Annotated in this window: 21 protein-coding genes; 6 read left to right on the top strand and 15 right to left on the bottom strand. The window is 62.9% G+C overall.

The window, feature by feature from the left end; genetic code table 11:
• Positions 1–32 precede the first annotated feature (32 nt).
• Positions 33–1,259: an argininosuccinate synthase gene (locus tag ESB00_RS01695; RefSeq protein WP_129045999.1), complete on the bottom strand. Its 1,227-nt coding sequence runs from the start codon at positions 1,257–1,259 to the stop codon at positions 33–35.
• A gap of 124 nt (positions 1,260–1,383) precedes the next feature.
• Here ESB00_RS01695 and ESB00_RS19810 point away from each other — a divergent pair, with 124 nt between their 5' ends.
• A complete protein-coding gene (locus ESB00_RS19810; protein WP_246026391.1) occupies positions 1,384–1,869 on the top strand; it encodes a type II secretion system protein in 486 nt (161 codons plus the stop codon).
• Positions 1,870–1,896: 27 nt separating this feature from the next.
• Here the strand turns inward: ESB00_RS19810 and argF are convergent, their stop codons facing one another.
• The 9 genes from argF to rplM form a co-directional block, all read right to left on the bottom strand.
• Complete coding sequence (argF, locus tag ESB00_RS01685) at positions 1,897–2,823, bottom strand: ornithine carbamoyltransferase (RefSeq protein WP_129045998.1); 927 nt, start codon at positions 2,821–2,823, stop codon at positions 1,897–1,899.
• 10 nt (positions 2,824–2,833) lie between these two features.
• On the bottom strand, positions 2,834–4,051 hold the full coding sequence (locus tag ESB00_RS01680; RefSeq protein ID WP_129045997.1) for an aspartate aminotransferase family protein: 1,218 nt from the start codon (positions 4,049–4,051) through the stop codon (positions 2,834–2,836).
• Positions 4,052–4,128: 77 nt separating this feature from the next.
• Positions 4,129–5,010, bottom strand: coding sequence for an acetylglutamate kinase (gene argB, locus ESB00_RS01675; protein WP_129045996.1), 882 nt, complete (start codon positions 5,008–5,010; stop codon positions 4,129–4,131).
• An 8-nt stretch (positions 5,011–5,018) separates the two neighbouring features.
• Complete coding sequence (locus tag ESB00_RS01670; RefSeq protein ID WP_129045995.1) at positions 5,019–6,158, bottom strand: type III PLP-dependent enzyme; 1,140 nt, start codon at positions 6,156–6,158, stop codon at positions 5,019–5,021.
• Between the two features lie 138 nt (positions 6,159–6,296).
• The gene (locus ESB00_RS01665; protein WP_129045994.1) at positions 6,297–7,748 is read right to left on the bottom strand and encodes a homospermidine synthase; all 1,452 of its coding nucleotides are present in this window, start codon (positions 7,746–7,748) and stop codon (positions 6,297–6,299) included.
• A gap of 245 nt (positions 7,749–7,993) precedes the next feature.
• Positions 7,994–9,226 (bottom strand): bifunctional glutamate N-acetyltransferase/amino-acid acetyltransferase ArgJ, encoded by a 1,233-nt coding sequence (argJ, locus tag ESB00_RS01660; RefSeq protein WP_129045993.1) that lies wholly within the window; start codon positions 9,224–9,226, stop codon positions 7,994–7,996.
• A 40-nt stretch (positions 9,227–9,266) separates the two neighbouring features.
• Complete coding sequence (gene argC / locus ESB00_RS01655) at positions 9,267–10,298, bottom strand: N-acetyl-gamma-glutamyl-phosphate reductase (protein ID WP_129045992.1); 1,032 nt, start codon at positions 10,296–10,298, stop codon at positions 9,267–9,269.
• Positions 10,299–10,423: 125 nt separating this feature from the next.
• Positions 10,424–10,822, bottom strand: a complete 399-nt coding sequence (rpsI, locus tag ESB00_RS01650; protein ID WP_129045991.1) for a 30S ribosomal protein S9 — start codon at positions 10,820–10,822, stop codon at positions 10,424–10,426.
• Between the two features lie 8 nt (positions 10,823–10,830).
• Complete coding sequence (gene rplM, locus ESB00_RS01645) at positions 10,831–11,253, bottom strand: 50S ribosomal protein L13 (RefSeq protein WP_129045990.1); 423 nt, start codon at positions 11,251–11,253, stop codon at positions 10,831–10,833.
• 197 nt (positions 11,254–11,450) lie between these two features.
• Here rplM and ESB00_RS01640 point away from each other — a divergent pair, with 197 nt between their 5' ends.
• The 5 genes from ESB00_RS01640 (at position 11,451) to ESB00_RS01620 (ending at position 19,313) form a co-directional block, all read left to right on the top strand.
• Positions 11,451–11,822, top strand: coding sequence for a DUF423 domain-containing protein (locus ESB00_RS01640; protein ID WP_129045989.1), 372 nt, complete (start codon positions 11,451–11,453; stop codon positions 11,820–11,822).
• Positions 11,819–13,261, top strand: a complete 1,443-nt coding sequence (locus tag ESB00_RS01635; RefSeq protein ID WP_129045988.1) for a CCA tRNA nucleotidyltransferase — start codon at positions 11,819–11,821, stop codon at positions 13,259–13,261. Before ESB00_RS01640 ends, ESB00_RS01635 begins: the two co-directional genes overlap by 4 nt.
• Complete coding sequence (tal, locus tag ESB00_RS01630; RefSeq protein WP_129045987.1) at positions 13,239–14,183, top strand: transaldolase; 945 nt, start codon at positions 13,239–13,241, stop codon at positions 14,181–14,183. Before ESB00_RS01635 ends, tal begins: the two co-directional genes overlap by 23 nt.
• 91 nt (positions 14,184–14,274) lie before the next feature.
• The gene (locus tag ESB00_RS01625) at positions 14,275–16,191 is read left to right on the top strand and encodes a family 20 glycosylhydrolase (protein WP_129045986.1); all 1,917 of its coding nucleotides are present in this window, start codon (positions 14,275–14,277) and stop codon (positions 16,189–16,191) included.
• 242 nt (positions 16,192–16,433) lie between these two features.
• Complete coding sequence (locus ESB00_RS01620; RefSeq protein ID WP_164975979.1) at positions 16,434–19,313, top strand: TonB-dependent receptor; 2,880 nt, start codon at positions 16,434–16,436, stop codon at positions 19,311–19,313.
• Positions 19,314–19,419: 106 nt separating this feature from the next.
• Here the strand turns inward: ESB00_RS01620 and ESB00_RS01615 are convergent, their stop codons facing one another.
• The 5 genes from ESB00_RS01615 to ESB00_RS01595 form a co-directional block, all read right to left on the bottom strand.
• Positions 19,420–20,562: a 5-(carboxyamino)imidazole ribonucleotide synthase gene (locus ESB00_RS01615; protein ID WP_218938658.1), complete on the bottom strand. Its 1,143-nt coding sequence runs from the start codon at positions 20,560–20,562 to the stop codon at positions 19,420–19,422.
• The gene (gene purE, locus ESB00_RS01610) at positions 20,559–21,044 is read right to left on the bottom strand and encodes a 5-(carboxyamino)imidazole ribonucleotide mutase (protein ID WP_129045984.1); all 486 of its coding nucleotides are present in this window, start codon (positions 21,042–21,044) and stop codon (positions 20,559–20,561) included. The genes ESB00_RS01615 and purE overlap by 4 nt, the downstream gene beginning before the upstream one ends.
• Before the next feature lie 94 nt (positions 21,045–21,138).
• On the bottom strand, positions 21,139–22,971 hold the full coding sequence (locus tag ESB00_RS01605; RefSeq protein WP_164975978.1) for an RDD family protein: 1,833 nt from the start codon (positions 22,969–22,971) through the stop codon (positions 21,139–21,141).
• A gap of 10 nt (positions 22,972–22,981) precedes the next feature.
• Positions 22,982–23,563 (bottom strand): hypothetical protein, encoded by a 582-nt coding sequence (locus tag ESB00_RS01600; RefSeq protein WP_129045982.1) that lies wholly within the window; start codon positions 23,561–23,563, stop codon positions 22,982–22,984.
• Between the two features lie 8 nt (positions 23,564–23,571).
• Positions 23,572–24,108 (bottom strand): RNA polymerase sigma factor, encoded by a 537-nt coding sequence (locus ESB00_RS01595; protein ID WP_129045981.1) that lies wholly within the window; start codon positions 24,106–24,108, stop codon positions 23,572–23,574.
• Between the last annotated feature and the right edge of the window lie 196 nt (positions 24,109–24,304).

The raw sequence follows: 24,304 nt of genomic DNA, 5'->3' as shown, positions 1-24,304 counted from the left end.
AACCTGCGCGGGGCGCAGGTTCCCCCAAGGTCTCAGACCTTCGGGCCGCCCTGCGAGAAGTAGCGGGCGCGGAGACGCAGGCCGTTGAGGCGGATGAAGCCGGTGGCGTCGCTCTGGTTATACCACGACTTCACGCCCTCCATGGAGGCGATCTTGTCGTCGTAGAGCGAATACTTCGACTTTCGGCCGCAGGTGATGATATTGCCCTTGTAGAGCTTGAGGCGGACGGTGCCGCTGACGTGCTTCTGCGACTCGTCCACGAGGGCCTGCAGGGCCTCGCGCTCGGGGGCGAACCAGAACCCGTAATAGACCAGCTCGGCGTATTTCGGAATGAGCGAGTCGCGCAGGTGCATGACCTCGCGATCCATCGTGAGCGATTCCACCTGGCGGTGGCCGTGCATGAGGATCGTGCCGCCCGGGGTCTCATAGACACCACGCGACTTCATGCCGACGAAACGGTTCTCAACGAGGTCCACGCGGCCGATGCCGTGCTTGCCGCCGAGCTGGTTGAGGACCTTGAGCACGCCGGCAGGTGAGAGCTTCTTGCCGTTCACGGCAACGCAATTGCCCTGTTCGAAATCGAGCTCAACGTATTCGGCCTTGTTCGGGGCGTCTTCCGGGGAAACGGAGAGCTTGAACATGCCCTTGTTCTCCTTCGTGGTCGGGTCAAACCACGGGTCCTCGAGAATACCCGCCTCGTAGGAGATGTGGAGGAGGTTGCGGTCCATCGAATACGGTTTCTTGAGCGAGGCTTCGACGGGGATCTTGTGCTCCTGGCAGTAGGCGATCATCTCGGCGCGGCCGGGGAACTCCTCGCGGAACTTCTCGATCTTCCACGGCGCGAGGATCGTGAGGCGCGGGTTCATCGCCATGTAGGTCAGTTCGAAACGGCACTGGTCGTTGCCCTTGCCGGTGGCGCCGTGGGCGACGGTGTCGGCCTTTTCCTTCTTCGCGATCTCGACCTGGGCCTTGGCGATCAGCGGGCGGGCGATGGAGGTGCCGAGGTAATACTGGCCCTCGTAGATCGCGTTGGCGCGGATCATCGGGTAGATGAAATCGCGGGCGAATTCCTCGGTGAGATCGAGGGTGTAGTGCTTGGAGGCGCCGGTCTTCTTCGCTTTGGCCGGCAGGCCCTTAAGCTCCTCCTCCTGGCCGATGTCGGCCGCAAAGGTGACGATTTCCGCGTCGTAGGTTTCCTTGAGCCACTTGACGATGACCGAGGTGTCGAGGCCGCCTGAGTATGCGAGAACGATCTTCATGGTAAGGGTGCGAGTGTTGGCGCGGCAGTTCGGAGGCGGCAAAGTAAAAAACGCATATTACATCCTAATGGACGTGAGCAGGATTGCTTTTGGCCGGATTAGTCAGATGCTGCCGTTCGGCTCTATGAACTGCGCCCTACCTAGGCTCCTTCGCCCCGCCCACCGCGGCTTCACGCTGGTGGAAATCATGGTGGTCGTGGTGATTATCGGTTTGCTGGCCGCCCTCGCCATCCCGGCCTTTCAGCGGAACCAGCGCGCCAGTCAAAACGCCAGGGCCGTGAACGACTTTCGCATTTTTGCCCAGGCCTTCGAGGTTTACAACACCCAGAACGGCTCCTGGCCCCCCAACGCCGGCGCGGGTGTGATCCCCGTGGGCATGAGCGGCGACTTCAAGGCCGACGCCTGGACGGCCAATCCCAACTCGATCGGTGGCCGATGGAACTGGGATTATAACAACTTCGCATTCCAGGCCGGAATTTCCGTGAGCAATTTTACGGTCACGGATGCACAGCTCATCGAGATAGATGCCAAACTCGATGACGGCGACCTGACGACCGGCTCATTCCGAAAAATCGCCGCCAACCGGGTCAGTTTCATCCTCCAAGAATAAGCCCCACGGGGCCGGAGAACTTCTTCGTCAGGAGGACAATTTTCCAAGGATGGCCTTCTGCATGTGCAGGCGATTTTCGGCCTCGTCGAAAATGATGCAGCGCGGGTTGTCGAGCACCTCCTGCGTGACCTCCTCGCCGGCATGGGCGGGCAGGCAGTGCATGAAGAGCGCGTCTTTCTTCGCCGCGGCGAAAAGTTTGCCGTTCACCTGGTAGGGCTGGAGCAGCTTCTGGCGTTTCGCCCTCTCCTTTTCCTGGCCCATGCTCGTCCACACGTCGGTATAGACAACGTCGGCGCCTGCCACCGCCTCGTAAGGATCGGTGGTGAAATCAAACTCCGCCCCGATCCGCATGGCCTCCTCCATGATCGTCGCGCCGGGCTCGTAACCCTTGGGTCCGGCGAGCGCGACCTTCATGCCGAAGAGGTGCGCACCGAGAATCCACGAGTTGGCCATGTTGAAGCGCGTGTCGCCGAGGAAGGCGACCTTGCGCCCACGCAGCGAGGCGAGCAGGTCGCCCTTCGGACCGGCCCAGCGCTCCGCCGCGGTGAAGGCATCGGTGTAGATCTGGCAGGGATGCAGGTAATCGGTGAGCGCGTTGATGACCGGCAGGCCGCCGTGCGCGGCCAGTTCTTCCAGGTCCGACTGCGCATAGGTGCGCACGACCAGGCCATGCACAAAACGCGACAGCACCTTCGCCGTGTCCGCGATGGTCTCGCCGCGACCGATCTGGATGTCGTTCGTGTTGAGAAAAAGCGGATTGCCGCCGAGCTCGTGGATGGCGACCTCGAACGACACCCGGGTGCGGGTGCTTGATTTGGCGAAAATCATCGCCCAAGTCTGGCCGGCGAGCGGCTTCGCGTGCCGGCCGCGTTTCCGCTTCAGCTCCCGGGCGCTCGTGAAAAGCTTCGCCACCTCGGCGCGGGAGAAATCGGTTTCTTTGAGAAAGTGACGCATGGTTCGGTCCTCACTTCTGGGCGGCCAGCACGCCGCGGATGAGCGCCGTGGCCCGGTCAAGGTCGGCCTTGGTCGCGATGAGCGGAGGCAGGAGCCGGATGGTGTTGCCGCCGGCGCTCGGGGCCAGCAGGCCGGCCTCACGCAGGGCGGCGAGGTACGGCGCCGGGTCGCCGTGCATTGCGAGCCCGAGCATGTAACCGCGGCCGGTGACGGCGCGCACGTGTTTCGGAAAATCGGTGATGAGCTTCTCCAACTCGGTCTTCCACGCGGAACCCAGGGTGCGGACCTTTTCGAGCAGGTTTTCGCGTTCCATCACGTCGAGCACGGCCAGCGCGGCGGCGCAGGCGAGAGGGGTGCCACCGAAGGTTGAACCGTGCGTGCCGGGCGTGAAAAGCTCGGCGTGCTTCTCGGCGGTCCAGATGGCTCCCATCGGGTAGCCACCGGCGATGCCCTTGGCCATGCCGACCGCGTCGGCGCGGATGCCGGAGGCCTGGAAGGCGTAGAAAGTCCCCGTGCGCCCGAGGCCGCATTGGACCTCGTCGAGCATGAGCAGCAGGTTGTGCTGGTCGCACAGCTGGCGCAGGCCCCACAGGAACTCGTCGGTGCAGGGATTGACGCCGCCCTCGCCCTGCACGGTCTCGACGAAAATCGCCGCGGTGTCCGCGTCCACGAGGTCCACGAAGCTCTGGAGATGGTTGATCTCGCCAAAGGCGAAACCGGGTACGAGCGGGCGGAAGCCCTTTTGGATTTTTTCCTGCGGCGTCGCGCTCATGCCGCCGAAGGTGCGGCCGTGGAACGCGTTCTTGGCGCAGATGATCTTGATGCACTTCCCCTCCTCGCCGGCCTTCTTCATGCCGTGCAGGCGCGCGAGCTTGATGAGGCCCTCGTTGGCCTCGGCGCCGCTGTTGCAGAAGAACACCCGGCCAGGACCGGCGTGCTGCACGATGCGCCGCGCGAGCTCGCCCTGGTTGGGATGCCGGAAAAGGTTGCTGACGTGGATCAGCTCGCCCGCCTGCCGCCGAATGGCTTCGACCCAGACCGGATGACAATGGCCGAGCGCGGCGACCGCCACGCCCGAGGTGAAATCGAGGTATTCCTTGCCGGTGTCGTCCCAGACCGACACGCCCTGCCCGCGCACCAGCGTCAGCGCCGGACGCGCGTAATTCTTCATGACATAGGCATCATAAAGCTCGGCGGTGTTGGTGCGGACGATGGAAGGAAGGGACATTTTTGATATTGGATTCCCGATTTCCGATTCTCGTTTCAGCCAATCCAAAATCGAGAATTGAAAATCAAAAACTAGTATCAGCCGTGGACAATTTCGGTCCCCACACCTTTGTCGGTGAAGATCTCGAGGAGCAGGCTGTGGGGCATGCGGCCGTCGATGAAGTGGACGCGCTGCACGCCTTCCTGGAGGGCGCGGACGGCGCTGGCGACCTTGGGGCGCATGCCCTTGTCGATGACGCCGCGCTTCTTGAGGCCCTCGACGTCGGCGATCTTCACGGTCGAGATGAGGGTGTCAGGATTTTTGTAGTCCTCGAGCAGGCCGGGCACGTCACTCATGTAAACCAGCCGGCGGGCGCGCAGGGCGCTGGCGACGCGGCCGGCGGCGACGTCGGCGTTCACGTTGTAGGGCTTGCCGTCGAGGCCCTCGGCCACGGGCGAGATGACAGGCATGAAGCCGTCGGCCATCTCCTTCTTGATCATCTTCACCTTCACCTCGGTCACGTCGCCGACATAGCCGAGATCGACGGGCTTGCCGTCGTCGTCCACGGTGAGCTTTTCGCAAACCAGCACGCTGTCGCCCGCCATGCCCTTAGGGTTGGCACGGACGGCGGTGAGGACGTCGCAGACGTCCTTGTTCACGATCTCGTCGAGGGTCTTCTTGACGATGGCGATGGTCGCCTCGTCGGTGACGCGCAGGCCGTTGATGAAATTGGCCTTCAGGCCCGAGCCTTCCATCGCGCGGCTGATGGCCTTGCCGCCGCCGTGCACCACGACGACGTTGATGCCCACGGCCGCGAGGAAGGCGATGTCGGTGGCGACGCGCTGGCGCGCGGTCGGATCCGGATCGTCCATGAAGCTTCCGCCGTATTTGACGACAAACGTGGAGCCGCGGAAGTCCTGGATGTAGGGCAGAGCCTCGTGGAGGATCTTGGCCTTCGCGATGAGCGCGGGGATGTCCATGGGAGGAATCAGAGATTCTCGTGCACGACCTTCGCCGGCGGGAAGCCGTTGAAATAGGTCGCCGAAGCGTGGCTGTAGGCGCCGATGTTGACGCTGTAAACAAGGTCGCCGCGCTGCAGGTCGGGCAGGTTCTCGGCCATCGACACGACGTCGAGCGCGTCGCAGGTCGGGCCGAAGACCGAGCAGATGCTGGTCGGACCTTTCTTGAACGACAGCACCGGATACTTGCAGTGGTCGAAGATCACGCCGGAGTAGGTGTGATAGACGCCGTCGTTGATGTAGTAGCTCGTCTTCCCCTCGCGCACGACCTTGCCGATGATGGACGAGACGCTCGTGCCGGTGACAGCGGCGAGGAAGCGGCCGGGCTCGGCGAGCACCTGGATGTCCTTCGGGAAAAGGCGGTCCAGCTCGGTGTTGATGACCTTGGCCAGCTCCTTGAACGGGCGCACCGACGAATCATACGGGGCCGGGAAGCCGCCACCGATGTCGAGCAGGTTCATCTTGTGGTAACCGCGATCCTTCGCCTCCTGGAAGATGTTGGCCGTGAGGCTGAGCGCCTGGACGTAGTTCTCGAAGTTGGTCGTCTGGCTGCCGACGTGGAAGCTGATGCCCTCGACCGTCAGGCCCTGGCGGTCGGCCTCGAGGATGAGGTCCACGGCTTCGCCCGGCATGGCGCCGAACTTGGACGAGAGCTCCACCATCGCGCCGGTGTTGGGCACCTTGAGACGGAGGCACAGGCCGGCATTCGGCGCGTGCTGCTTGATCTTATGGATCTCCTCAAGGTTGTCGAAGGTGACGAGCGGCTTGTATTTGTTCAGCTCCTCGAGCGTGTCGGTCGGCTTCGTGGGATTGGCGTAGATGATCTTGTCCCAGATCCACTGCTGCCGCTGCTTCGCCGGCATCTTCTTGATGTTGTCGTAAACGATCTTGAACTCCGGCATCGAGGCGACGTCGAAGCTCGCGCCCTCCTTGAACAGGGTGCGCACGATCATCGGGTCGGGGTTGGCCTTGACGGCGTAATAGACCTGGATGCGCGGGAGGTGCTTGCGGAATTCGCGGTAGGCCTTCCGCAGGGCGTCGTGGTCGATGATAAACAGCGGGGTACCGTGCTGCTTGGCGAGCTGCTGGAGCCGGGCTTGGGAGATCATGGCGTGGTGAAAACGGAGCGGTGGTGGATCGGTTGGGACGACCGGCGGATCACCGAAGCACAAAACGCAGTGCGCGTCCTTGCGGATGCTGCACTGCGTTCAGGGTGACAAACCGGCGGTTCATCAACGGGTCGGTCGTTACCCGGCGTCGGTGACCAGGAAGTTCTTGAACTGCCACGGATCCTTCCGGTCGAGGTCGGGCTTGTTGTATTTGTCGAAGGTCGTGTCGCGGCCCTTGAGCGGGGTCCAGTCGTAGGGCTTGGAGATCCACTTGCCGAGGTAGGGCTTCGAGATCTTGAGGATGTAGTCGTGCGGCATCTGGTCGGGGACGACCACGCCTTCCTCGGGGTTCTCGATCATCCACATCGTCGCGGCGACGACGGAGATGGCGACCTGCATGGTGGTGGCGTTCTGGTGCGGGACCAGGCGGCGGGACTCCTGGATGCTGAGGTCGGAGCCGACCCACCACGAGTTGTATTCGTGGCCCATGAGCAGTGCGCCGAGCACGTCAGCGCCGTCCGTGATCTCGTCGTTCATGATGCGCTGGTTTTCGTTCAGGTGGTAGTTGTAACCGCGCATCTCGTTCAGCGAGGCGATGGCCTCGTCGCACGGGCAGTAGGCATAGTGCATCGTCGGGCGATACACGGCCTTGCCGTTCTTCCAGACGGTGAGGGCGTCGGAGATGGTGAAGGCTTCGCCGTGACGGACGACCATGCCGAGGATGTTCCAGTTCGGCACGAAGGAGCGGACCCAGACATTGATGCCCATCTGCGCGAGGCAGATCTGGTTCTTGGGGCCTTCCTTGTGGGTGAAGGCGTGCTTCGGGAGCGTCTTCTCGTGCGTGCCCCAGCCCATTTCGGAGGTCGTGGTGCCTTCCTCGCGGAAGCCCTCGATGGACCACGTGTTCACAAACTCGTCCACCTGCTTCGGCTTGTCGGTGATCTGCGTGTCGCGCTCGGAGCAGTGGATGACCTTCACGCCGAGTTCCTGGGCGAGGAGGTTGAACGAGCCGGCGGCGATGAGGCCCTGGATCTTCTCGGCGCGCTTGCCCTTGGCCTTGCCGTCCTTGATGAGCTTGTTGCCGATGTCGATGAGGCCCTGCTTGACGAAGTGCGAGATGAGGCCGGGGTTGGCGCCGTGCTCGATGACGGCGGTCGGGCCCTTCTCCTTCCACTTCTTGGTCATGCGGCGCAGGTTCATGTGGCGCCAGTAAAGGGTCTTCTCGGTCGGGTGGCTGCCGGACTTGTAGGGATCCCAGAGTTCGGTCGAGGTGTTGATGTAGCGCACGCCGTTGTCGTGGCACCACTGGAGGATCTCGCAGGCGTCGATGTTCCAGGCGAGGTCGATGAGGATGTCGCCGGGACCGACGTGCTTCGCGAGCAGCGTCGTCATGTTCTTCTCGGTGACGCGGTCGTTCACGTAGCGCACCCCCTTCTTGATCCACTTCGCGAGCTTCTCCTTCTTGTCCGCGAAATCCATCACGGTCACGTTCTTCGCCGGCACCTTGAGGTGCTTGAAGAGGATGGGCAGCGTGCACTCGGCAACGGCGCCATAACCGACGAACAGGATCTTGTTGGTGAAGCTAAGCATGATTTGTGACTGGGTTTTGCGGTGATCCCGATGTGTGGCGCGCACGAAAAACGCACGCGTGGCATCGGAAAATTATTCGTGAAAGTGGAGACGAAGCGCTCGCGAGGGCAAGCGATTAGTGAGTGACGAACTGGTGGCGGAAAGCCGGCGGTGCTGACCGCTTGGCCTGTAGGGTCGGTGCTTGCGCCGACCTAACGTGCGAGGTCGTCGCAAGCGACGACCCTACACCGGAGGAACATCGAGCGTCACTCGCTCTTGTTGTAGTTCACGTAGCCCTCGGTGAGGTCGCTGGCGAGAAGGCGGAACGAGGCTTTGCCGAGATGGAGGTTGAGCGTGATGGTGAAGCGCTTGGCCTTCACGATCTCCTTCCACTTGGGCTTCAGCTCGGGGTGCGGCTTGCCGGCCGTCATCGCGGGCGTGTCGTTGTAAAGGATGTCGAGCTTCGCCTCGACGAGCTTGGCCTTGGCGTAGCCGGCGGCGTCGGCCAGACGGCCCCAGTTGGGGTCCTCGCCATACCAGGACGACTTCACGAGCAGCGAGTTGCCGATGGCGCGGGCGACCTTCTCGGCATCCTCGGTGGAGGCGGCGCCGAGGACCTTCAGCTCGACTACTTTGGTGATCTTTTCGCCGTCGGACACGATCTTCTCGGCGAGCGCCTCGCAGGCCTTCCACACGGCCTCCGCGAACAACACGCGCAGCTCACGCGGGCTCTTGTCGCCCACGCTGACGCCGGAGTGGCCGTTGGCCAGCATGAGCACGGTGTCGTTGGTGCTCATGTCGCCGTCCACGGTGATGCAGTTGAAAGTGCCGGCGACGGCCTCGGAAAGCGTCTTCTGCAGGAAGCTGCGCGGCACGGAGAAGTCGGTGGCGAGGAACGCCAGCATCGTGGCCATGTTGGGCTGGATCATGCCCGCGCCCTTGGCGATGCCGGAAACGAAGTGCTTCTTGCCGTCGTAGGTGAAACTCACCGTGACGGTCTTGGGCTTCGTGTCGGAAGTGAGGATGGCATTCGCGGCCTTGGTGCCGTGCTCCGCGGTGCGGCCCTTGTCGGTGACGGTGCGCTCGAGACCCTTAAGGAGCTTCGGCATCGGCAGCGGCTGGCCGATGCGGCCGGTCGAGCACACGAAGAACTGCTCGGGCTTCAGGTTGAGCGAGGCGGCGATGCGGGTGGCGGTGAGCTGGGCGTCCTTCAGGCCCTCGGGGCCGGTGCAGGCGTTGGCGTTGCCGGAGTTGGCCACGATGCCGTGGAAGGGACCGCCGTTGGCGAGGTGCTTCTGGCAGAGCAGCACGGGGGCGGCCTTGACCTGGTTGGTCGTGAAGGTGCCGGCGGCCGTGCAGGGACGGAGCGAGAAGAGAAGCGCGAGGTCGAGGCGCTTGAGGTCGTTCTTGTCGCGGATGTCGCAGGCAACGCCCGCGGCCTCAAAGCCGGGGACGTCGGTGATGCCGGCGCTGTCAGGGGTAACGGTCAGTTGGCTCATGAGGAACAAATCGGGATGCTTCGCGGCGTGCAGAAAGGGGTCAGACCAGCCCCGCGGTCTCGGGCAGGCCCAGCCACAGGTTCATGATCTGCACGGCCTGGCCGCTGGCGCCCTTGACGAGGTTGTCCACCGCGGAGGTAATGACAAAGTTGCCCGTGCGGGCGTCGTGGACAGCGGAGAGATCGAGCCGGTTGGTGCCGGTGACGTAGGCGGAGTCGGGCGTCTCGCCGGAGGCGAGGATCGAAACGAAGGGCTTGCCGGCGAAGGCGGCCCGCCACGCGGCGTAGAGCGACTCGATGGTCGCGCCGGGGGCGGCGGGCACGGTCGTCGTCGTGATGATGCCACGCCGCATGGGAGCGAGGTGCGGGTTGAACTGCAGGACGACCTTGGCGCCGGCGAAGCCAGAAAGCTGTTCCTCGATCTCGGCAAGGTGCCGGTGCTTGGTGAGGCCGTAGGCCTTGGCGCTCTCGGCGCGTTCGGCGTAGAGGTATTGCTCCTCGGCCTTCTTGCCCGCGCCGCTGACGCCGGAAAAGGAATTCACCACGATGTGGTCCTTGGCGACGACGCCAGCCTTGAGCAGCGGGGCGAGCGGCACGATCGTGCTCGTCGGGTAACAGCCGGGGGCGGCGGCGAGCTTGATCTCGGACTTCCACTTCGGGTCCGTGAGTTCAGGCAGAATGAAGCGAGCGTTCGGCAGCAACTCGGGCGCATGGTGGTGGCCGTAGTATTTTTCGTAGGTCGCGAGGTCGGCGATGCGGAAGTCGGCGCTGAGGTCCACGACCTTGCGGCCCGCGGGCACGAGGGCCTTGGCGAAGTCGGCGGCGGCGCCATGGGGCAGCGCGAGGAACCAGAGGTCCACGTCGTTGCGGGCGGCGACGGTCGCGGCGTCGGAATCGCTGAACTTCAGCTGCTCGGCCGCGGTGCCGCGGAGCGCGGGGATCACGGAGGCCACGGCCTTGCCTGCGTGCTGCCGTGACGTGACCGCCGTCAGTTTGACGGACGGGTGACCGAGGAGGAGTTTGACGAGAACTTCGCCGGAGTAACCCGACGCGCCGACAATGCCGACATTCATGTAAGTGAGCGAAGAGAGTTAAGAATTCCCGCGGGGGAATCGAGAAGTTTCCGTGTGACCGTGCGCCAACAAAAAAGCGGAGGCCGCGAGGCGCTCCGCTTGGGTGAGGGGATTCCAGTAAGCGCTTAGCGCTTGGAGAACTGGAAGCGCTTGCGGGCGCCGGGCTGGCCGGCCTTCTTGCGCTCTTTCTCGCGGGGGTCACGGGTGAGGTGACCGGCCTTCTTGAGGGTGACGCGGAGCTCGGGATTGAACTTGAGGAGGGCGCGGGCGATGCCGTGGGCGACGGCGCCCGACTGGCTGCTGATGCCGCCACCGGCAACGTTCACGAACACGTCGAACTTCTCCTTGGCATCGGCGGTCGTCAGCGGGGCGACGGCGCGGCGCACGAAATTTTCGTGGGTGAAGTAGGTCTCGAACTTGCGGTCGTTGACGGACAGCTGGCCGGAGCCGGCGACGAGGCGGACGCGGGCCGTGGAGGTCTTGCGGCGGCCGGTGCCGAGGTAAACAGAGGATTCAGCGCTCATGGAAAAACTTAGATCTTAACGGGGTTCTGGGCCTCGTGGTCGTGGGCGGCGCCCGGGAAAACACGGAGCTTGGTCAGCATCTTGTCGGCGAGGCGGTTGCTCGGGAGCATGCCCTTGACGGCCTGCTTGATGATAAACTCGGGCTTCTTGGAGCGGACATCGGCCAGCTTGCGGTATTTCTCGCCGCCGACATAGCCGGAGAACGACATATACTCGGTGACAGCTTCCTTCTTGCCGGTGAGGACGACCTTGCTCGCGTTGATGACGACAACGTAATCACCGGTATCGACGTGGGGCGTGTAAGTGGGCTTGTGACGGCCGCGGAGGATGTTGGCGGCTTTAACGGCGAGACGGCCCAGCACTTTGCCTTCGGCATCGATCAGATACCACTTGGGCTGCACGGTCTCTTTCTTGGCCAGATAGGTTTTCATTTGCGGAAAGGGGCCCAAGGGAAAGATTCGTCCTACCCCTGTCAACCCCAAGCTTTCACATTTTTCGTGCGACCGCTGAATTAATCCGAGACTGGGCCAATCAGAACCGCCATGGCGGCTGGAACGGAGCTTGTTATTCACAATTTCGACCGCAAAGCGGGTTTGTTTTTGCCGCCGGCCTCCCCACCGTCGCTTCCATGACGTCTCAGCGCCTTCTCCTGATCGCAGGTTTGCTCGGTTTCACCGGGGTGGCCTTGGGTGCGTTCGGCGCCCACGGACTGAAAGCCACCTTGGAGGCCGGCAATCAGCTGGAGAACTGGAAGACGGCGGTTTTTTACCAATTGGTCCATGCCGTGGCCCTGCTGGCGATCGCCGGAAAGCCCGTTTCCCTCGCCAAACTCGGGGGGTGTTGGCTGGCGGGGGTCCTCTGTTTCTCCGGGTCGCTCTACTGGATAGCCTTGGGCGGACCGGTTAAGTTTCTCTGGCCGGTGACACCGTTTGGCGGCCTTCTGCTCCTGATCGGCTGGGCCATGCTGGCTTGGTCAGCCTGGCGCAAAGCTGACGCATGAAAATTCCCCCACCCCTGCACGCCGCCCTGGCTGCCCTGCGTTCAGCCGGCGGACGGCCGCGCTTGGTCGGGGGTTGTGTGCGTGACTGGTTGCTCGGGCTCGAACCGAAGGACTTCGACATCGAGGTCTATGGCTTGGACTACGAGGCGTTGGGCCGGGCACTCGGACCGTTTGGTTCGACCGACCTCGTGGGTCGCAGCTTTGGCGTGCTGAAAGTGCGGATCGGGGGCACGGAATACGACTTCTCGCTACCCCGTCGCGAATCCAAGACCGGCGCCGGCCACCGTGGATTTGCCGTTTCGCCGGACTCAAACCTTACCGAAGCCGAGGCGGCAGCGCGGCGCGACTTCACGGTCAACGCCATCGCCTACGACCCGATCGAGGGCCGGACGCTGGATTTCCACGGTGGTGCCGACGACCTGAAGAAAAAGGTGCTGCGGCACACGAGCGCAGCCTTCACCGAAGACCCGTTGCGCGTGCTGCGGGCCTTCCAGTTTGCCGCGCGATTCGAGTTCACCCTGGCGACGGAAACCGCCGCCCTCTGTCGCTCAATCTCCGACACCTATGGCGAGCTGGCCCTGGAACGCGTTTGGGGCGAATGGGACAAGTGGGCCCTCAAGTCCGCAAAGCCCTCGCTCGGCCTGGGGGTGCTGAAACAGACCGGCTGGCTGAAACATTTCCCGGAAATCGCCGCGCTCGACGGCCTGCCCCAGGAGCCGGAATGGCACCCGGAAGGCGACGTGTTCGTCCATACCGGCCACTGCCTCGATGCGTTGGTCAAACTCGACTCCTGGCAGCAGGGCGGCCCAGCCACGCGCCGGCTGCTGTCGTTCGCCGTGCTGGCTCACGACTTTGGCAAGGCCGTGACGACCAAACAGGCCGAACGCCGCGGCAAGCTGCGCTGGACCAGCCCCGAACACGAAGCCGCCGGCGGCCCGCTGGCTGAGGCCTTCCTGCAGCGCATTGGCGCGCCGCACGACTTGATCGAGCACGTCCGCCCGCTCGTCGTGAACCATCTGCTCCACCACGACGGTCCTTCCGAATACCGCGACACCACGGTGCGGAGACTCGCCCGCAAAGTCGCCCCCGCCACCCTCGACGACCTCATGGCCGTGATGCGCTCCGATCACCTTGGCCGCCCGCCGCTCGTTTCCGCCGAGACCGAGAAGCGGCTGGGGTTCCTGCGTCTCGGAGCCCAGAAACTTGCACTCGAACATGCTGCGCCCAAGCCGCTTGTGCTCGGCCGGCACCTGATTGGGCTTGGTTGCCATCCCGGCCCGCACTTCAAACCTGCGCTCGATGCCGCCTTTGAATCCCAACTTGACGGCGCCTTTTATGACGAACTGTCCGGGATCGAATGGATGCGAAACTATTTACGCGCCCATCCCGAAGCCGTAAAGACTCCCCTCCCACGCCATGCACCAACTCGACCAGCTTAAGCAATTCACCACGGTCGTCGCCGACACCGGCGACTTCGCCAGCATGAAGCAGTTCGCCCCGCGCGATGCGACGACGAACCCCAGCCTGATCCTCAAGGCCGCGGCGATGCCCGAATACTCCGCCCTCCTCGACAAGGCCATCAAGGACGCAGGCGCCGCCGCCCGCCTCGACCAGGTGATTGACCGCCTGCTTGTCGTCTTCGGCCTGGAGATCCTCAAGATCGTCCCCGGCCGCGTGTCGTCCGAGGTGGACGCACGCCTCTCTTTCGACCGCGACGCCACGCTCGCCAAGGCCCGCGAGATCATCTCGCTCTACGAAAAGGCCGGCATCTCCCGGGACCGCGTGCTCATCAAGATCGCCTCCACCTGGGAAGGCATCAAGGCCGCCGAAACCCTCGAGAAGGAAGGCATTCACTGCAATCTGACGCTGCTCTTCAGTTTTGCCCAGGCCGTGGCCTGCGCCGAGTCGGGCATCCAGCTCATCTCGCCCTTCGTCGGCCGCATCCTCGACTGGCACAAGGCCAAGGCCCCGACCGCCGACTTCGCCGGCGCCAAGGACCCGGGCGTGATCTCCGTCACCCAGATCTACAGCTATTACAAGAAATTCGGCTACAAGACCGAGGTCATGGGCGCGTCCTTTCGCAACACCGGCGAAATCCTCGAACTCGCCGGCTGCGACCTGCTCACCATTGCTCCAACGCTGCTCGCCGAACTCGCCAAGAGCGAGGCCCCCGTCGTCCGCAAGCTCGACGCCAAGGCCTCCGCGAGCGCCAGCCTCAAAAAGGTCAGCTTCGACGAAAAGGGTTTCCGCTTCGCGCTCAACGAGGACGCCATGGCGACCGAGAAGACCGCCGAGGGTATCCGCCTCTTCTCTGCCGACATCGTGAAGCTGGAGCAACTCATCGCACAGAAGCGCGGCTGAGCCCCCGCATCACCGCAGTTTTCGAGGGCCGGCGCATGCCGGCCCTTTTCGTTGATTGCGCCGCGCGAAGTGCCCGGCCTGAATCCAACCGATGATCCGCGCTTTCCAGTGGGACCTCGCCCGGCAGGTCGAGCGTATCGATTTCCTCAAGAAACTGCTCCCGCGTTACGCGCGTTGGGGCTACGAGGAGCTTTACCTGCATTTGGAGGACGCCGTCCACTACCCCACCCTGCCCGGCATCGGCCGCGATGACGCCTACACCTATGAGGAGCTCGGCGAACTGGTGCTGACCGCCGCCCAGTGCGGCATCCGCGTCGTGCCGATCATCAACCTGCTCGGTCACACCCAGTATCTCATCAAGCATCCCGGCCTGCGCGACCTCAACGAACTGCGCGACGAACGCGGCGGCGCGCTCGCCAGCGGCCAGATCTGCCCGCTGCACCCGCGCACGCTGGGAGTTGCCGAGAAACTGCTGCGCGACATGGCGCCGTATTGCACCGCGGGCAAGGTCCATGTCGGCCTCGACGAGTCGTTCCACCTCGGCCAGTGCCCGCGCTGTCGCGAGGAAGTGGCGCGCCTTGGCCTCGGCGGGCACTTTGCCGGTCATGTCAACCGGCTGCACAAGCTCGTCGGCGGTCTTGGCCTGCAAATGGGAATTTGGGCCGACATGCTCTACTTCGTGCCGGAGGCGATTCCGCAGCTCCCGGCCGGCATCACGGCCTACGACTGGTATTACTACCCGTTTAAACGGAAGCCGCGCGTGGAATTCTTCAATTTCGCCGAGCGCGACCTGCACCCCGCCCTGAAAAAACAGGGCATCCGTTACTACGGCTGTCCGATGAACGGCGCCTTCCGCTACGAGCCGATGCCGGTCTTCGGCGACCGTCTGGCCAACATCCGTTCGTGGTGGCAACGTTGCCAGCGAGTGAAGTCCGACGGCCTGCTCATCACCTCCTGGGAGCCCTACCGGCTCGCGCTGGAGACCACCACCGTCGTGGACGCCGCCGCCGCCACCCTTTGGCTTGAAGCCGACCACGATGATGCGACCACGATGCTCGCTCGGGGGCTGGAACGAGCCCTCGGCTCGAAACAGGCCCGGCCACAAGCCCGCGCCCTGCTGGCCGCTGATGCCCATGCCTTCGCCGGCTACGCCCGTTGGCAGATCAACGATCGCTGGGATGCCTTCGCGGGAGAGGAATCACTCAAGCCCTATTTCGCCGAGGTTAAGTTCTTCGAAAGAATGAGAGCCGTCGCTTATGACTGGCCAACGGCCCTTTCCTTGAGTCTCACGTTCCGGCTCTATCTGGCCAAGCGAGATGCTTTTGTGCGGCAGGCCGCCCGCGATGTGTTTGGATTGCGGCGACTGCTCAAGCGGGGTGAGGTAAAAGCCTTTGATCTCAAACTAAGCCAAATGCTCTTGGCCGGCGCGGCCTTTGCACAAGACTGCAGAAAAGGCCTGCACGCCGCCCGCGCGATGGGGCGTCGCACCCGCCTCGCCACCCGTGGCCAAAATCAAATGGTCGTGGAGACCGACAAAAGTCGTCTGACCGCCTGGATGGGGTGGCTCCGGAAGTTGGCTCGGCAACGTGACCTAGTTAACGGACCCAACCTGATGTGCGGCCCTTGGCAGCTGAACCTGAGGGTGCACAATTTTGCCCCAGCTGTCCAAAAAGTGATTGTCGAGCAACGGAATGCCGACGGTTCTTGGGAAGAGTTAATGGGCCGTTATACCATCGAGTTCCGTGCATATGCCGCCCGAGCCAAGACCAAACTCTGGCGCGAATTATCCGTGCCGATTGCCAACTGCGATGCCGTCCTAAGAATACGAATGGGGGGCGTGGGCCAGGTGCAGTTTAGCCATGCAACCCTGACGAATGGCACTATGCAAAAACGCCTTCAGCCGGCCACAAAACGGAAGCGCTTGGGTCGGCGCGCGCCAGCTCAGGGTTTTCCCGTGCTGGTGGCAAAAGACGAGAAAACATCGGTTTGGGAGCTGCCGAGAGTCTAAAGAGTAGTGTTTTGGCCGGTGTCGGCCGGCGGTAAATATGCGACGAAACGCTAAAATTTCAGGTTGAATGTATGACACAGCCGTGTTTGTTCTTAACCGAACACACAACAGAGCGGCCGCTGAAAAGCGGCGTTCTGTCCTAACACAACACACTACTACTAACTATGAACGCTCGTTCCGTTAGGAATAACGGAGTGCCTAGCGCACTCACGCGCATTCGCCACATGGCGGGTGCTTTTACAATGGCGACCGTGCTTGCGCTCACCTACTCGGTGACCAGCAACACGGTTTACGCACAAAGCACTGCTGGTGCCCTCTACGGCAAAGTCTCGGCCGGCAGCACGATTACTGCGGAGAGCGCAGACACCGGCTTCACCCGCACTGTCACGGCGGCAGCTGATGGCAACTTCCGTATCGGCTCGCTTCCCCCGGGTAACTATAAGGTTACGTTCACCCAAGATGGTCAACCCGTGACCAAGGAAGTTTCCGTTTCGATTGGTTCTAACACCTTGGTCGGATCGGGCAGCGAAGTTCTTGAACTCGAGAAGTTCACGGTCGGTGGTTCTACCGTGAATCCCATCGACTTCGGCAGCGCCGAAGCGGTGACGATCTTCAACGAGAAGCAGATCGACCTCCTCCCGGTCGCCCGTAGCACGACCGCGGTGGCCCTGCTCGCCCCTGGCACCACGCTTGGCGACTCCGCTTTCGGCAACCTCGCCTCCTTCGGTGGCGCTTCGGTCGCCGAAAATGCGTATTACGTCAATGGCATGAACATCACCAATTTCCGTAACGGTTTGGGTGGTGCTACTGTGCCCTTCGAGTTCTACAACCAATTCGAAGTCAAGACCGGCGGTTACTCGGCCGAATTCGGTCGCTCGACCGGTGGCGTCATCAGCTCCACCACGAAGAGCGGTTCCAACGAATATCACGCCGGCTTCAACGTCTACTTCGAGGCTGACGCTGGCCGCGAGAACAGCCCGGACGTCTATCAGAATGGCAACACTGCCACCCCTTATATCTACAACAGCGCCGACTACCGCCAGGATCTGACCGCTAACGTTTACGCCAGCGGTCCGGTTCTGCCCATGCTGCGCAACAAGCTCTTCTTTTACGGCCTCTATCAAATTCGCGACTTCAAGCGTGAAGATGTGGTCAGCTCTGGCGGCCGCCACTCGACCATCACCTCCGATGATCCGTTCTGGGGCGTAAAACTGGACTTCTACCCCCTGGATAACCACCACTTCGAGTTCACGATGTTCTCGGATGAAGAGACCGAGTTGGGCAAGGAAGTTGATTACAACTTCGCCAACAAGACCATCACCGGCACCAATCTGAGCGAAAGCTTCACCTACTTCGGTGGTGACACCAAAATCGCCCGTTACACCGGCACCTTCTTCGAGAACCTCACGGTTTCGGCCATGTGGGGCGAGAGCACCCAGAACCGCACGGCGGTCAGCGGCGATGACCTGATTCCCGCGGTTTACGACGGTCGCTCCGGCAGTCTCCTCTATGTTCAGGGTAATCCTGACATTCTCTACGAGGATGCCGCCATTGACACCCGTGAAGCCAAGCGCCTTGACCTTGAATATTCGTTCAACCTGTTCGGCGCCCATCGTCTTCGTGCCGGTTACGACATCGAAGAAAACGTCTCCACCTCCCTCGCTCAGTATTCGGGTGGCGTCTACTACCGCTATTATGCGATACCCGGCAGCGGCCTCATCAATGGTGTGACGGTCCCGACCCCCAACGTCGGTGCCGTTCGCGTGCGCAAATACAGCAACTCGGGCAGCTTCCAGGTTAAGTCCGACGCGTGGTATGTTGAAGACAACTGGACCCTGATGAACGAGCGCCTGAACCTGCGCCTCGGTCTCCGCAATGAGTCCTTCGAGAACCTCAACGGCGCCGGCGACCAGTTCATCAAGGTCACCGGCCAGAAGGCCCCCCGCATCGCCGCGGCTTACGATCTGACGGGTGACAAGAAGACCAAGATCTTCGCCAACTTCGGCCGCTATCACCTCCCGATCGCGTCGAACACCAACGTCCGTCTGGCCGGCGGTGAGTTCTTCACCCAAGAGTGGTATGCCCTCACGGCGGTAAACAACAACCTGCCGACCCTCGGCGCCAAGCTCGGTTCGACCACCGTCTTCTCAAGCGGCCAGATTCCCGACACCCGCACCATCGTCGACCTCGACATCAAGCCGATGTATCAGGACGAGTGGATCGCCGGTATCCAGCACACGCTCAACAAGGACCTCACACTCAAGGTCGCCTTCACCACCCGTCAGATCAACGGCACGGCCATTGACGACATGATCGTTGACCATGCCCTGACCTACTGGGCGCAGACCAACGGTTTCGGTGGCTACAGCGCTGCGGGCAACAATCACTACGTGCTTGGCAACCCCGGTCGCGATATTCGCACCTTCTGGGACTTCAACGAGGATGGCGACATCAGCGCCAACGAAGAGGCTGTTCTCACCAGGGACATGCTCGGCTATCCCTCCGCCAAGCGTAAATACTACGCCGTGGAAGTGGCCCTCGAAAAGGTCTGGAACGGTAAGTGGAACGCCCAGCTCTCCTACACCTGGTCGCAGTCCTTCGGTAACTACGAGGGCTGGGTTCTGTCCGACAACGGTCAGGACGACGCCGGTATCACCATCCTGTTCGACACGCCTGACCTGACTCTCAACAGCGATGGATATCTGGCCAATGATCGCCGCCATCAGTTCAAGGCTTTCGGCTCCTACAAGCTGAACTCCGAGTGGACCATCGGCGCCAACCTGCTGCTGGCCTCCGGTCGCCCGAAGAACAAGTTCGGCAACTATCCGGACCGCGTGGTGGGTTCGGCCTACGGTCCCGACTACTTCATGGGCTACCGCGGCGCCGCCGGCACCTCCGACTGGCAGTTCAACGCCAACCTGTCCTTCCTCTACAAGCCGAAGTGGGGCAAGGATCGCGTGACCATGGGTCTTGATGTCTTCAACGTTCTCAACAGCCGCACGGTTCTTGAGACGGTCGAGACCTATGAGACCTCCGCTGGCGGTCTGGAACCGACCTACGGTCTGCCCAACGCTTGGCAGCGTCCGCGTTACTTCCGTCTGTCGTTTGGCTACGACTACTAAGTCGACCAGTCATCCCGTCTGACCTTCAACTCCCGCCCGCAAGGGCGGGAGTTTTTTTGTGCCCGCTTCGGACACATGAGCCGTTGGCGCAAAGCGAACTCGCAGTTTAGCGATACAGCTCGGCCTTGGCCACCCGGGCCCGGGCCAAAGCGGACTCTACGTCTCCCGCCAGCACGTTAAAGTGCCCCATCTTCCGCCCGGGACGAGCCTCGGCTTTGCCGTAAAGATGCAGATGCGTGTCCGGACGCGCCCGCAAGGCGGCCCAGTCGGGTTCACCCTTGGCCCAGGCATCACCCAGGATGTTGACCATCACGACCGGTGACCTCAGCGCCGGCTTCACGAGCGGCAGGCCGCAGATCGCGCGCACCTGCTGCTCGAACTGGGACACGTTGCAGGCGTCCATCGTGTAGTGTCCGCTGTTGTGTGTGCGCGGCGCCAGCTCATTGACCAGCACCTCGCCGCCGTGACCGACGAAAAGCTCCACCCCCATCACGCCTACGAGCCCGATGCGTTCGGCTATTTCCTGGGCCATGGCTTCGGCTCGCGACGCCACCGCAGCCGGCACGCGCGCCGGCACGATTGAGAAATCCAGGATGTGATTGGTGTGGATGTTCTCCGCCACGGGAAAAACCTCCATCTCCCCCGCGGCCGAGCGCGCCACGACCGCCGACACCTCGCAGGTGAAATTGACGAACTGCTCGATCACCACCGGCTGGCCGGCAAAACGCTGCAAAGCCGCCGGCACATCCGCCTCGGTCATCACCTTGAGCTGGCCTTTCCCGTCGTAGCCAAAATCCGCCGTTTTCACCACACAGGGCACCCCGGCCTCGCGGATGCCGGCCAGCAGGTCACCGTTGGCCGCAACCTCCGCGAACCGCGCGTGGGGAAATCCGTTCCGCTTCAGCCAATTCTTTTCGCGCGAACGGTTTTGTGCGGTTTCCAGCACATTCCAATGCGGACAAAGCTTGGTCAGGCTTTCGATGGCCCGCAGCGGTGCCGACGGCACATTCTCAAATTCGTAGGTGAGGACATCGCACTCGCGGGCGAAAGCCGACAGCACCGCGATGTCCTCGTAGGCCGCGTTGACCTCCATGTCCGCAACGGCTCCGGCCGGGCACCTCGCCTGCGGCTCGAACACGTGCAGGCGGTAACCCATCCGTTTGGCCGCTTGGGCCAACATCCGGCCAAGCTGGCCGCCACCAAGCACGCCGATGGTTTTGCCTGCGGGAATCACCTGCGCCTCGCTCACGGCAACTTGGTTTTCAGAACTTTCTTGGTCTGGTCGGCGCGAAACTTCCTCCACGCGCGCTGCGTGCGCCCGTCGCTTTGGGCCAGCAGTGAGGCCGCGAACAGCGCGGCGTTGATCGCCCCGGGTTTGCCAACGGCAAAGGTCGCCACCGGCACGCCGCCCGGCATCTGCGCGATGGAAAGCAATGAATCGAGCCCCTTCAGCGCCTTCGATTCCACCGGCACGCCCAGCACGGGCAGCGTGGTCAGTGAGGCCGTCATGCCCGGCAAGTGGGCGGCACCACCGGCCCCGGCGATGATCAGCTTGAGGCCGCGCTTCTCGGCCGACTCCGCGTAAGTCACCATAAGCTTCGGAGTGCGGTGCGCACTCACCACGCGCTTCTCATACGGAACTCCCAGGGCATCCAACGTTGCCGCGGCATGCTGCATCGTCTCCCAATCCGAGGAGCTGCCCATGATGATTCCGACCAGTGCTTTCGCCATAGGCTACAAGGCTGTAGGGGAGAAAAGCCGGACTCGGCAAACGAAAAGGCGGGGCTGAAACCCCGCCTCGCGCCATGGCCTGAAATCCCTGGTTTTACAGCAGCGCCGTGCCCTTCGGCACTTTGACGATGGTCGTGCCGGCAATCTTGTCGTGCCAGCTCTGCTTTTCGTCGTCGAACGCCACCCAGATGAAGCCCAGCCCGGCCACGGCCAGCGACAGGAATCCGCCCAGCGCCCGCACGACGCCCACGCCCCAGTCTAGCGGGCGATCGTCCACTCGCACCACTTTCAGGCCGCAGATGATGCCGCCGATGGTGGTGCCCTTGGTGACCCACATGACCACGCAATAAACCGCGAACCAGAACGGCAGACTGCCGCCCGGAGTGAGCCAACCATGAAGCAGTGACGAAGACATGGCGGTCACGATGCCAAGGAGGATACAGTCCAGAAACGAGGCGGCCACGCGGATCCAGAATCCGGCCCGGGGCAAAGTGACCGCGGAGATCACGGGCAAAACCGCGCCCATCTGCGGAGTCACCGGCGGCGGGGCAGCCTCGGCGGAGGTCGGCGGCACTCCGACCGACTCACTGACGGCACCGGAGGCGACGACAGCCATCGGGGCCGCGGGCGCGGTTGCCATGGGCGCTGCCGGAACCGCAGCGGCGACCGGCTTCACCGGTTTGGGCGGACGGCTGGCCTTGATCTGAAGGATGATGGTGTAAACCACCACGCCCAGACCGAGGATGCCGAGCAGCTTGTAGATGATGAATCCGGCGACCGGCACCGTGTAGAGCCCCAGCACCAGCAGGCCACCGATAAGGACCCCGAAAACCGGGTGCGCCAGCGGCCCGTCGCCCAAGAGGCGGGTGAAGCGCTTACCGAGCCAGGCCAGCATCACGATCTTGCCGAACAACGAGGCGCAGAAGAGCCCGAGGGAGAGGACCGGGATGAGCAGAAACCCGACGACGATGGCCAGCGTGAGCGAGAGCAGGATATAGGCGACCGGCGTGAGCAGCAGGGTCAGCAACGCGGCCAGCAGTGACGAGCCCGGGCGCTGCTCCAGTGTCTCGACGCACTTGTTGACCCCCGTCGGCGCGATCAGGGCGATCAGCGCATAGAAACCCAACAATCCCAGCGCCACGCACCAGAAGATCCAGAGATCCCGATGGAACGCCAGCGGCCGGCCATAGAGCAGGCATTCGTGGAACCAGGTGGTCAGCGCCGTGAAATCAAAGTTCCGACCGGCAATCGCGATGTTCTGGATGTTGCCTTTCAGCACCGCCGTCTCGGCGCGCTTGAATTGCCCGCCGATACACACGACTTCACCGTGCACGATGGCTTTGGGGCCAAGCTCAACATTGCCCAACACCGTCACGACTTCGCCGCGCACCTCGCCATTGATGTAGGTGTTGCCGAGAACTGAAACCACCTCTCCGCCGACGGTGCCACCTTCCACGCGACTGCCGCCCAGAATCGAAACCACTTCACCCTGCACCTCGCCGGCGCTGGTTGATGAACCGAAGATGGAGATAACCGCCGCCGCGCTCTCGCCTTCCGTCAGGGTGCTGTTGCTGCCAAAACTGACGCGTTCGCTGTTGCGCCGATGGTTATTCTGCTCCGGCTTTTCGTCGCCCGCACTTGGCTGGTCCGCAGTCTCCGCCTTTTCTGCAGTTTCAGCGGGAGGGGCCTCGGTGCCGGTTAGCTCGCGCATCTCCGGCTCCTTTTCCTCAATCACCACGGCGGGAGCGGCGACGTCCTTGGCTTCATCGGTCACGACCGCGGGCGCCGGCGGAGCCGCGGGCTTATCGGCTTCGGCGGGTGCCGGAGGAACCGGCGGCGCTTCTTGCGCGCGGAGGGTGCTCCCGAGCATCAGCCCGAGGCCGAGCAGCAGGAACAGAAAATACTTGGAATGACTGAAAGGTTTCATGAAAGGGAACTCAGTTGTTGCGATAAAGGTAGCGGTAGGCGGCGGCCCCCAGGCCGACGAAGGTGGCATACATGGCCGCAATGAAGGCCAGTCCGCCGTAAAGCCAGAGTGGCGGAAGGTCGGCGACGAGTTGACGGCCGAAGTGGTAGGTCCAGGAAACGACTCCGGTGATCCGGCTGATCCAACCGAAGCCCGTGGCCACTTCCTGCATCACGGTCTCGGCGGCGGCACCCTGGCTGAGCAGGTAGAAGGTGGCGACGGCCGCGGCGGCAAACCCGGTGCCGACGGCGAGGAACGCGGCCCGGACCGGTGCGGGCCAGTAGCTCCAGCTCTTGTGATACCAGGCGACGGCGGCGCGGCGCTCGATCTCGGCGAGCACCCGGGCCTCGAAGCCGGCGGGGGCTTTGCGCATCGGGAGCGCCCGCAGCTCGCGGTGGACCAGTTGTTCGAGCCGCACGGGCGCGGCGGCGGACTGCGTGGTGCGGCTGGCCAGCGCAGCCTGCATGCGGGCTTCGAAGCCCGCCGGGGCCTTGCGCGGCGGGAGCGCCCGCAGCTCGCGGTGGATGAATTTTTCCAGTTCTTCAGGGGTCATTTTTTGGTTCATGACACGCCTCCGGTTTCAAATTTTTCGTGGCTGGCGCCGCTCCGCACCAAAATCTTGGCGAGAGCTTCGCGGCCGCGCAGAATGTCGGTCTTCACCTTGCTGAGCGACACGCCGGTTTTTTTGGCGATGTCCTCGTAGGGCAGGTCCTCAAAGTGATAAAGCACCAGCGGGATGCGCTGGTGGTCGGGCAGTTTCTCCAGGGCGCGCTCGACCCACTCGCGACGTTCGCTGCTGTCCACGCCACTGAAAAACGTGTCGGGCGCGGCGAACTCGACCTCCCGCTCCTCGCCCTCGTCGCTCTTGTGGACGAGATCGGAGAAGAAGCTCCAGCGCTTCTTGTAGCGCTGGATGTGGTTGATCGAGAGGTTGGTCGCCACGGTCTTCAACCACCCGCCCGCCGTCGGACTGGTGCGCAGGTTGTCGAAGTGCTCGTGGGCTTTGATGAACACTTCCTGCGCAATATCCTCGGCTTGCGTCTCGTTGCCAATGAGCCGCACGGCCGTAGAATAGACCATGTCTTGGTAGTTGCGCATGAACGTGGTGAAGTCGGGCGGGATCACTCCCTGGGTAGAGTCTTGCACTGTGGGATCGTCATTCACGTTCAGAACACGCCGTCGCGCGACCAAGTTGCAGAAACCTTCTGCCACGCAAATAACGTCCAGCCAAGCCGATAACTCATAACCCCGTTCGCCACGCCGAGTTTGAACCACGTCGGCCTAAACACGCCGA

The organism is Oleiharenicola lentus (genome assembly GCF_004118375.1).
Lineage (GTDB): Bacteria > Verrucomicrobiota > Verrucomicrobiia > Opitutales > Opitutaceae > Lacunisphaera > Lacunisphaera lenta.
This window is presented reverse-complemented; position numbering and strand designations above follow the sequence as displayed.

Bases quoted from the DNA above. Each gene is read 5' to 3' on its own strand.
- argB (WP_129045996.1), bottom strand. From the start codon at position 5,010: ATGGACATCCCCGCGCTCATCGCGAAGGCCAAGATCCTCCACGAGGCT.
- argC (WP_129045992.1), bottom strand. From the start codon at position 10,298: ATGAATGTCGGCATTGTCGGCGCGTCGGGTTACTCCGGCGAAGTTCTC.
- ESB00_RS01635 (WP_129045988.1), top strand. From the start codon at position 11,819: ATGAAAATTCCCCCACCCCTGCACGCCGCCCTGGCTGCCCTGCGTTCA.
- argJ (WP_129045993.1), bottom strand. From the start codon at position 9,226: ATGAGCCAACTGACCGTTACCCCTGACAGCGCCGGCATCACCGACGTC.
- rplM (WP_129045990.1), bottom strand. From the start codon at position 11,253: ATGAAAACCTATCTGGCCAAGAAAGAGACCGTGCAGCCCAAGTGGTAT.
- ESB00_RS01680 (WP_129045997.1), bottom strand. From the start codon at position 4,051: ATGTCCCTTCCTTCCATCGTCCGCACCAACACCGCCGAGCTTTATGAT.
- ESB00_RS01665 (WP_129045994.1), bottom strand. From the start codon at position 7,748: ATGCTTAGCTTCACCAACAAGATCCTGTTCGTCGGTTATGGCGCCGTT.
- ESB00_RS01640 (WP_129045989.1), top strand. From the start codon at position 11,451: ATGACGTCTCAGCGCCTTCTCCTGATCGCAGGTTTGCTCGGTTTCACC.
- argF (WP_129045998.1), bottom strand. From the start codon at position 2,823: ATGCGTCACTTTCTCAAAGAAACCGATTTCTCCCGCGCCGAGGTGGCG.
- ESB00_RS01670 (WP_129045995.1), bottom strand. From the start codon at position 6,158: ATGATCTCCCAAGCCCGGCTCCAGCAGCTCGCCAAGCAGCACGGTACC.
- ESB00_RS01605 (WP_164975978.1), bottom strand. From the start codon at position 22,971: ATGAAACCTTTCAGTCATTCCAAGTATTTTCTGTTCCTGCTGCTCGGC.
- ESB00_RS01600 (WP_129045982.1), bottom strand. From the start codon at position 23,563: ATGACCCCTGAAGAACTGGAAAAATTCATCCACCGCGAGCTGCGGGCG.
- ESB00_RS01595 (WP_129045981.1), bottom strand. From the start codon at position 24,108: ATGCGCAACTACCAAGACATGGTCTATTCTACGGCCGTGCGGCTCATT.
- ESB00_RS01625 (WP_129045986.1), top strand. From the start codon at position 14,275: ATGATCCGCGCTTTCCAGTGGGACCTCGCCCGGCAGGTCGAGCGTATC.
- purE (WP_129045984.1), bottom strand. From the start codon at position 21,044: ATGGCGAAAGCACTGGTCGGAATCATCATGGGCAGCTCCTCGGATTGG.
- ESB00_RS19810 (WP_246026391.1), top strand. From the start codon at position 1,384: ATGAACTGCGCCCTACCTAGGCTCCTTCGCCCCGCCCACCGCGGCTTC.
- ESB00_RS01620 (WP_164975979.1), top strand. From the start codon at position 16,434: ATGGCGACCGTGCTTGCGCTCACCTACTCGGTGACCAGCAACACGGTT.
- tal (WP_129045987.1), top strand. From the start codon at position 13,239: ATGCACCAACTCGACCAGCTTAAGCAATTCACCACGGTCGTCGCCGAC.
- rpsI (WP_129045991.1), bottom strand. From the start codon at position 10,822: ATGAGCGCTGAATCCTCTGTTTACCTCGGCACCGGCCGCCGCAAGACC.
- ESB00_RS01695 (WP_129045999.1), bottom strand. From the start codon at position 1,259: ATGAAGATCGTTCTCGCATACTCAGGCGGCCTCGACACCTCGGTCATC.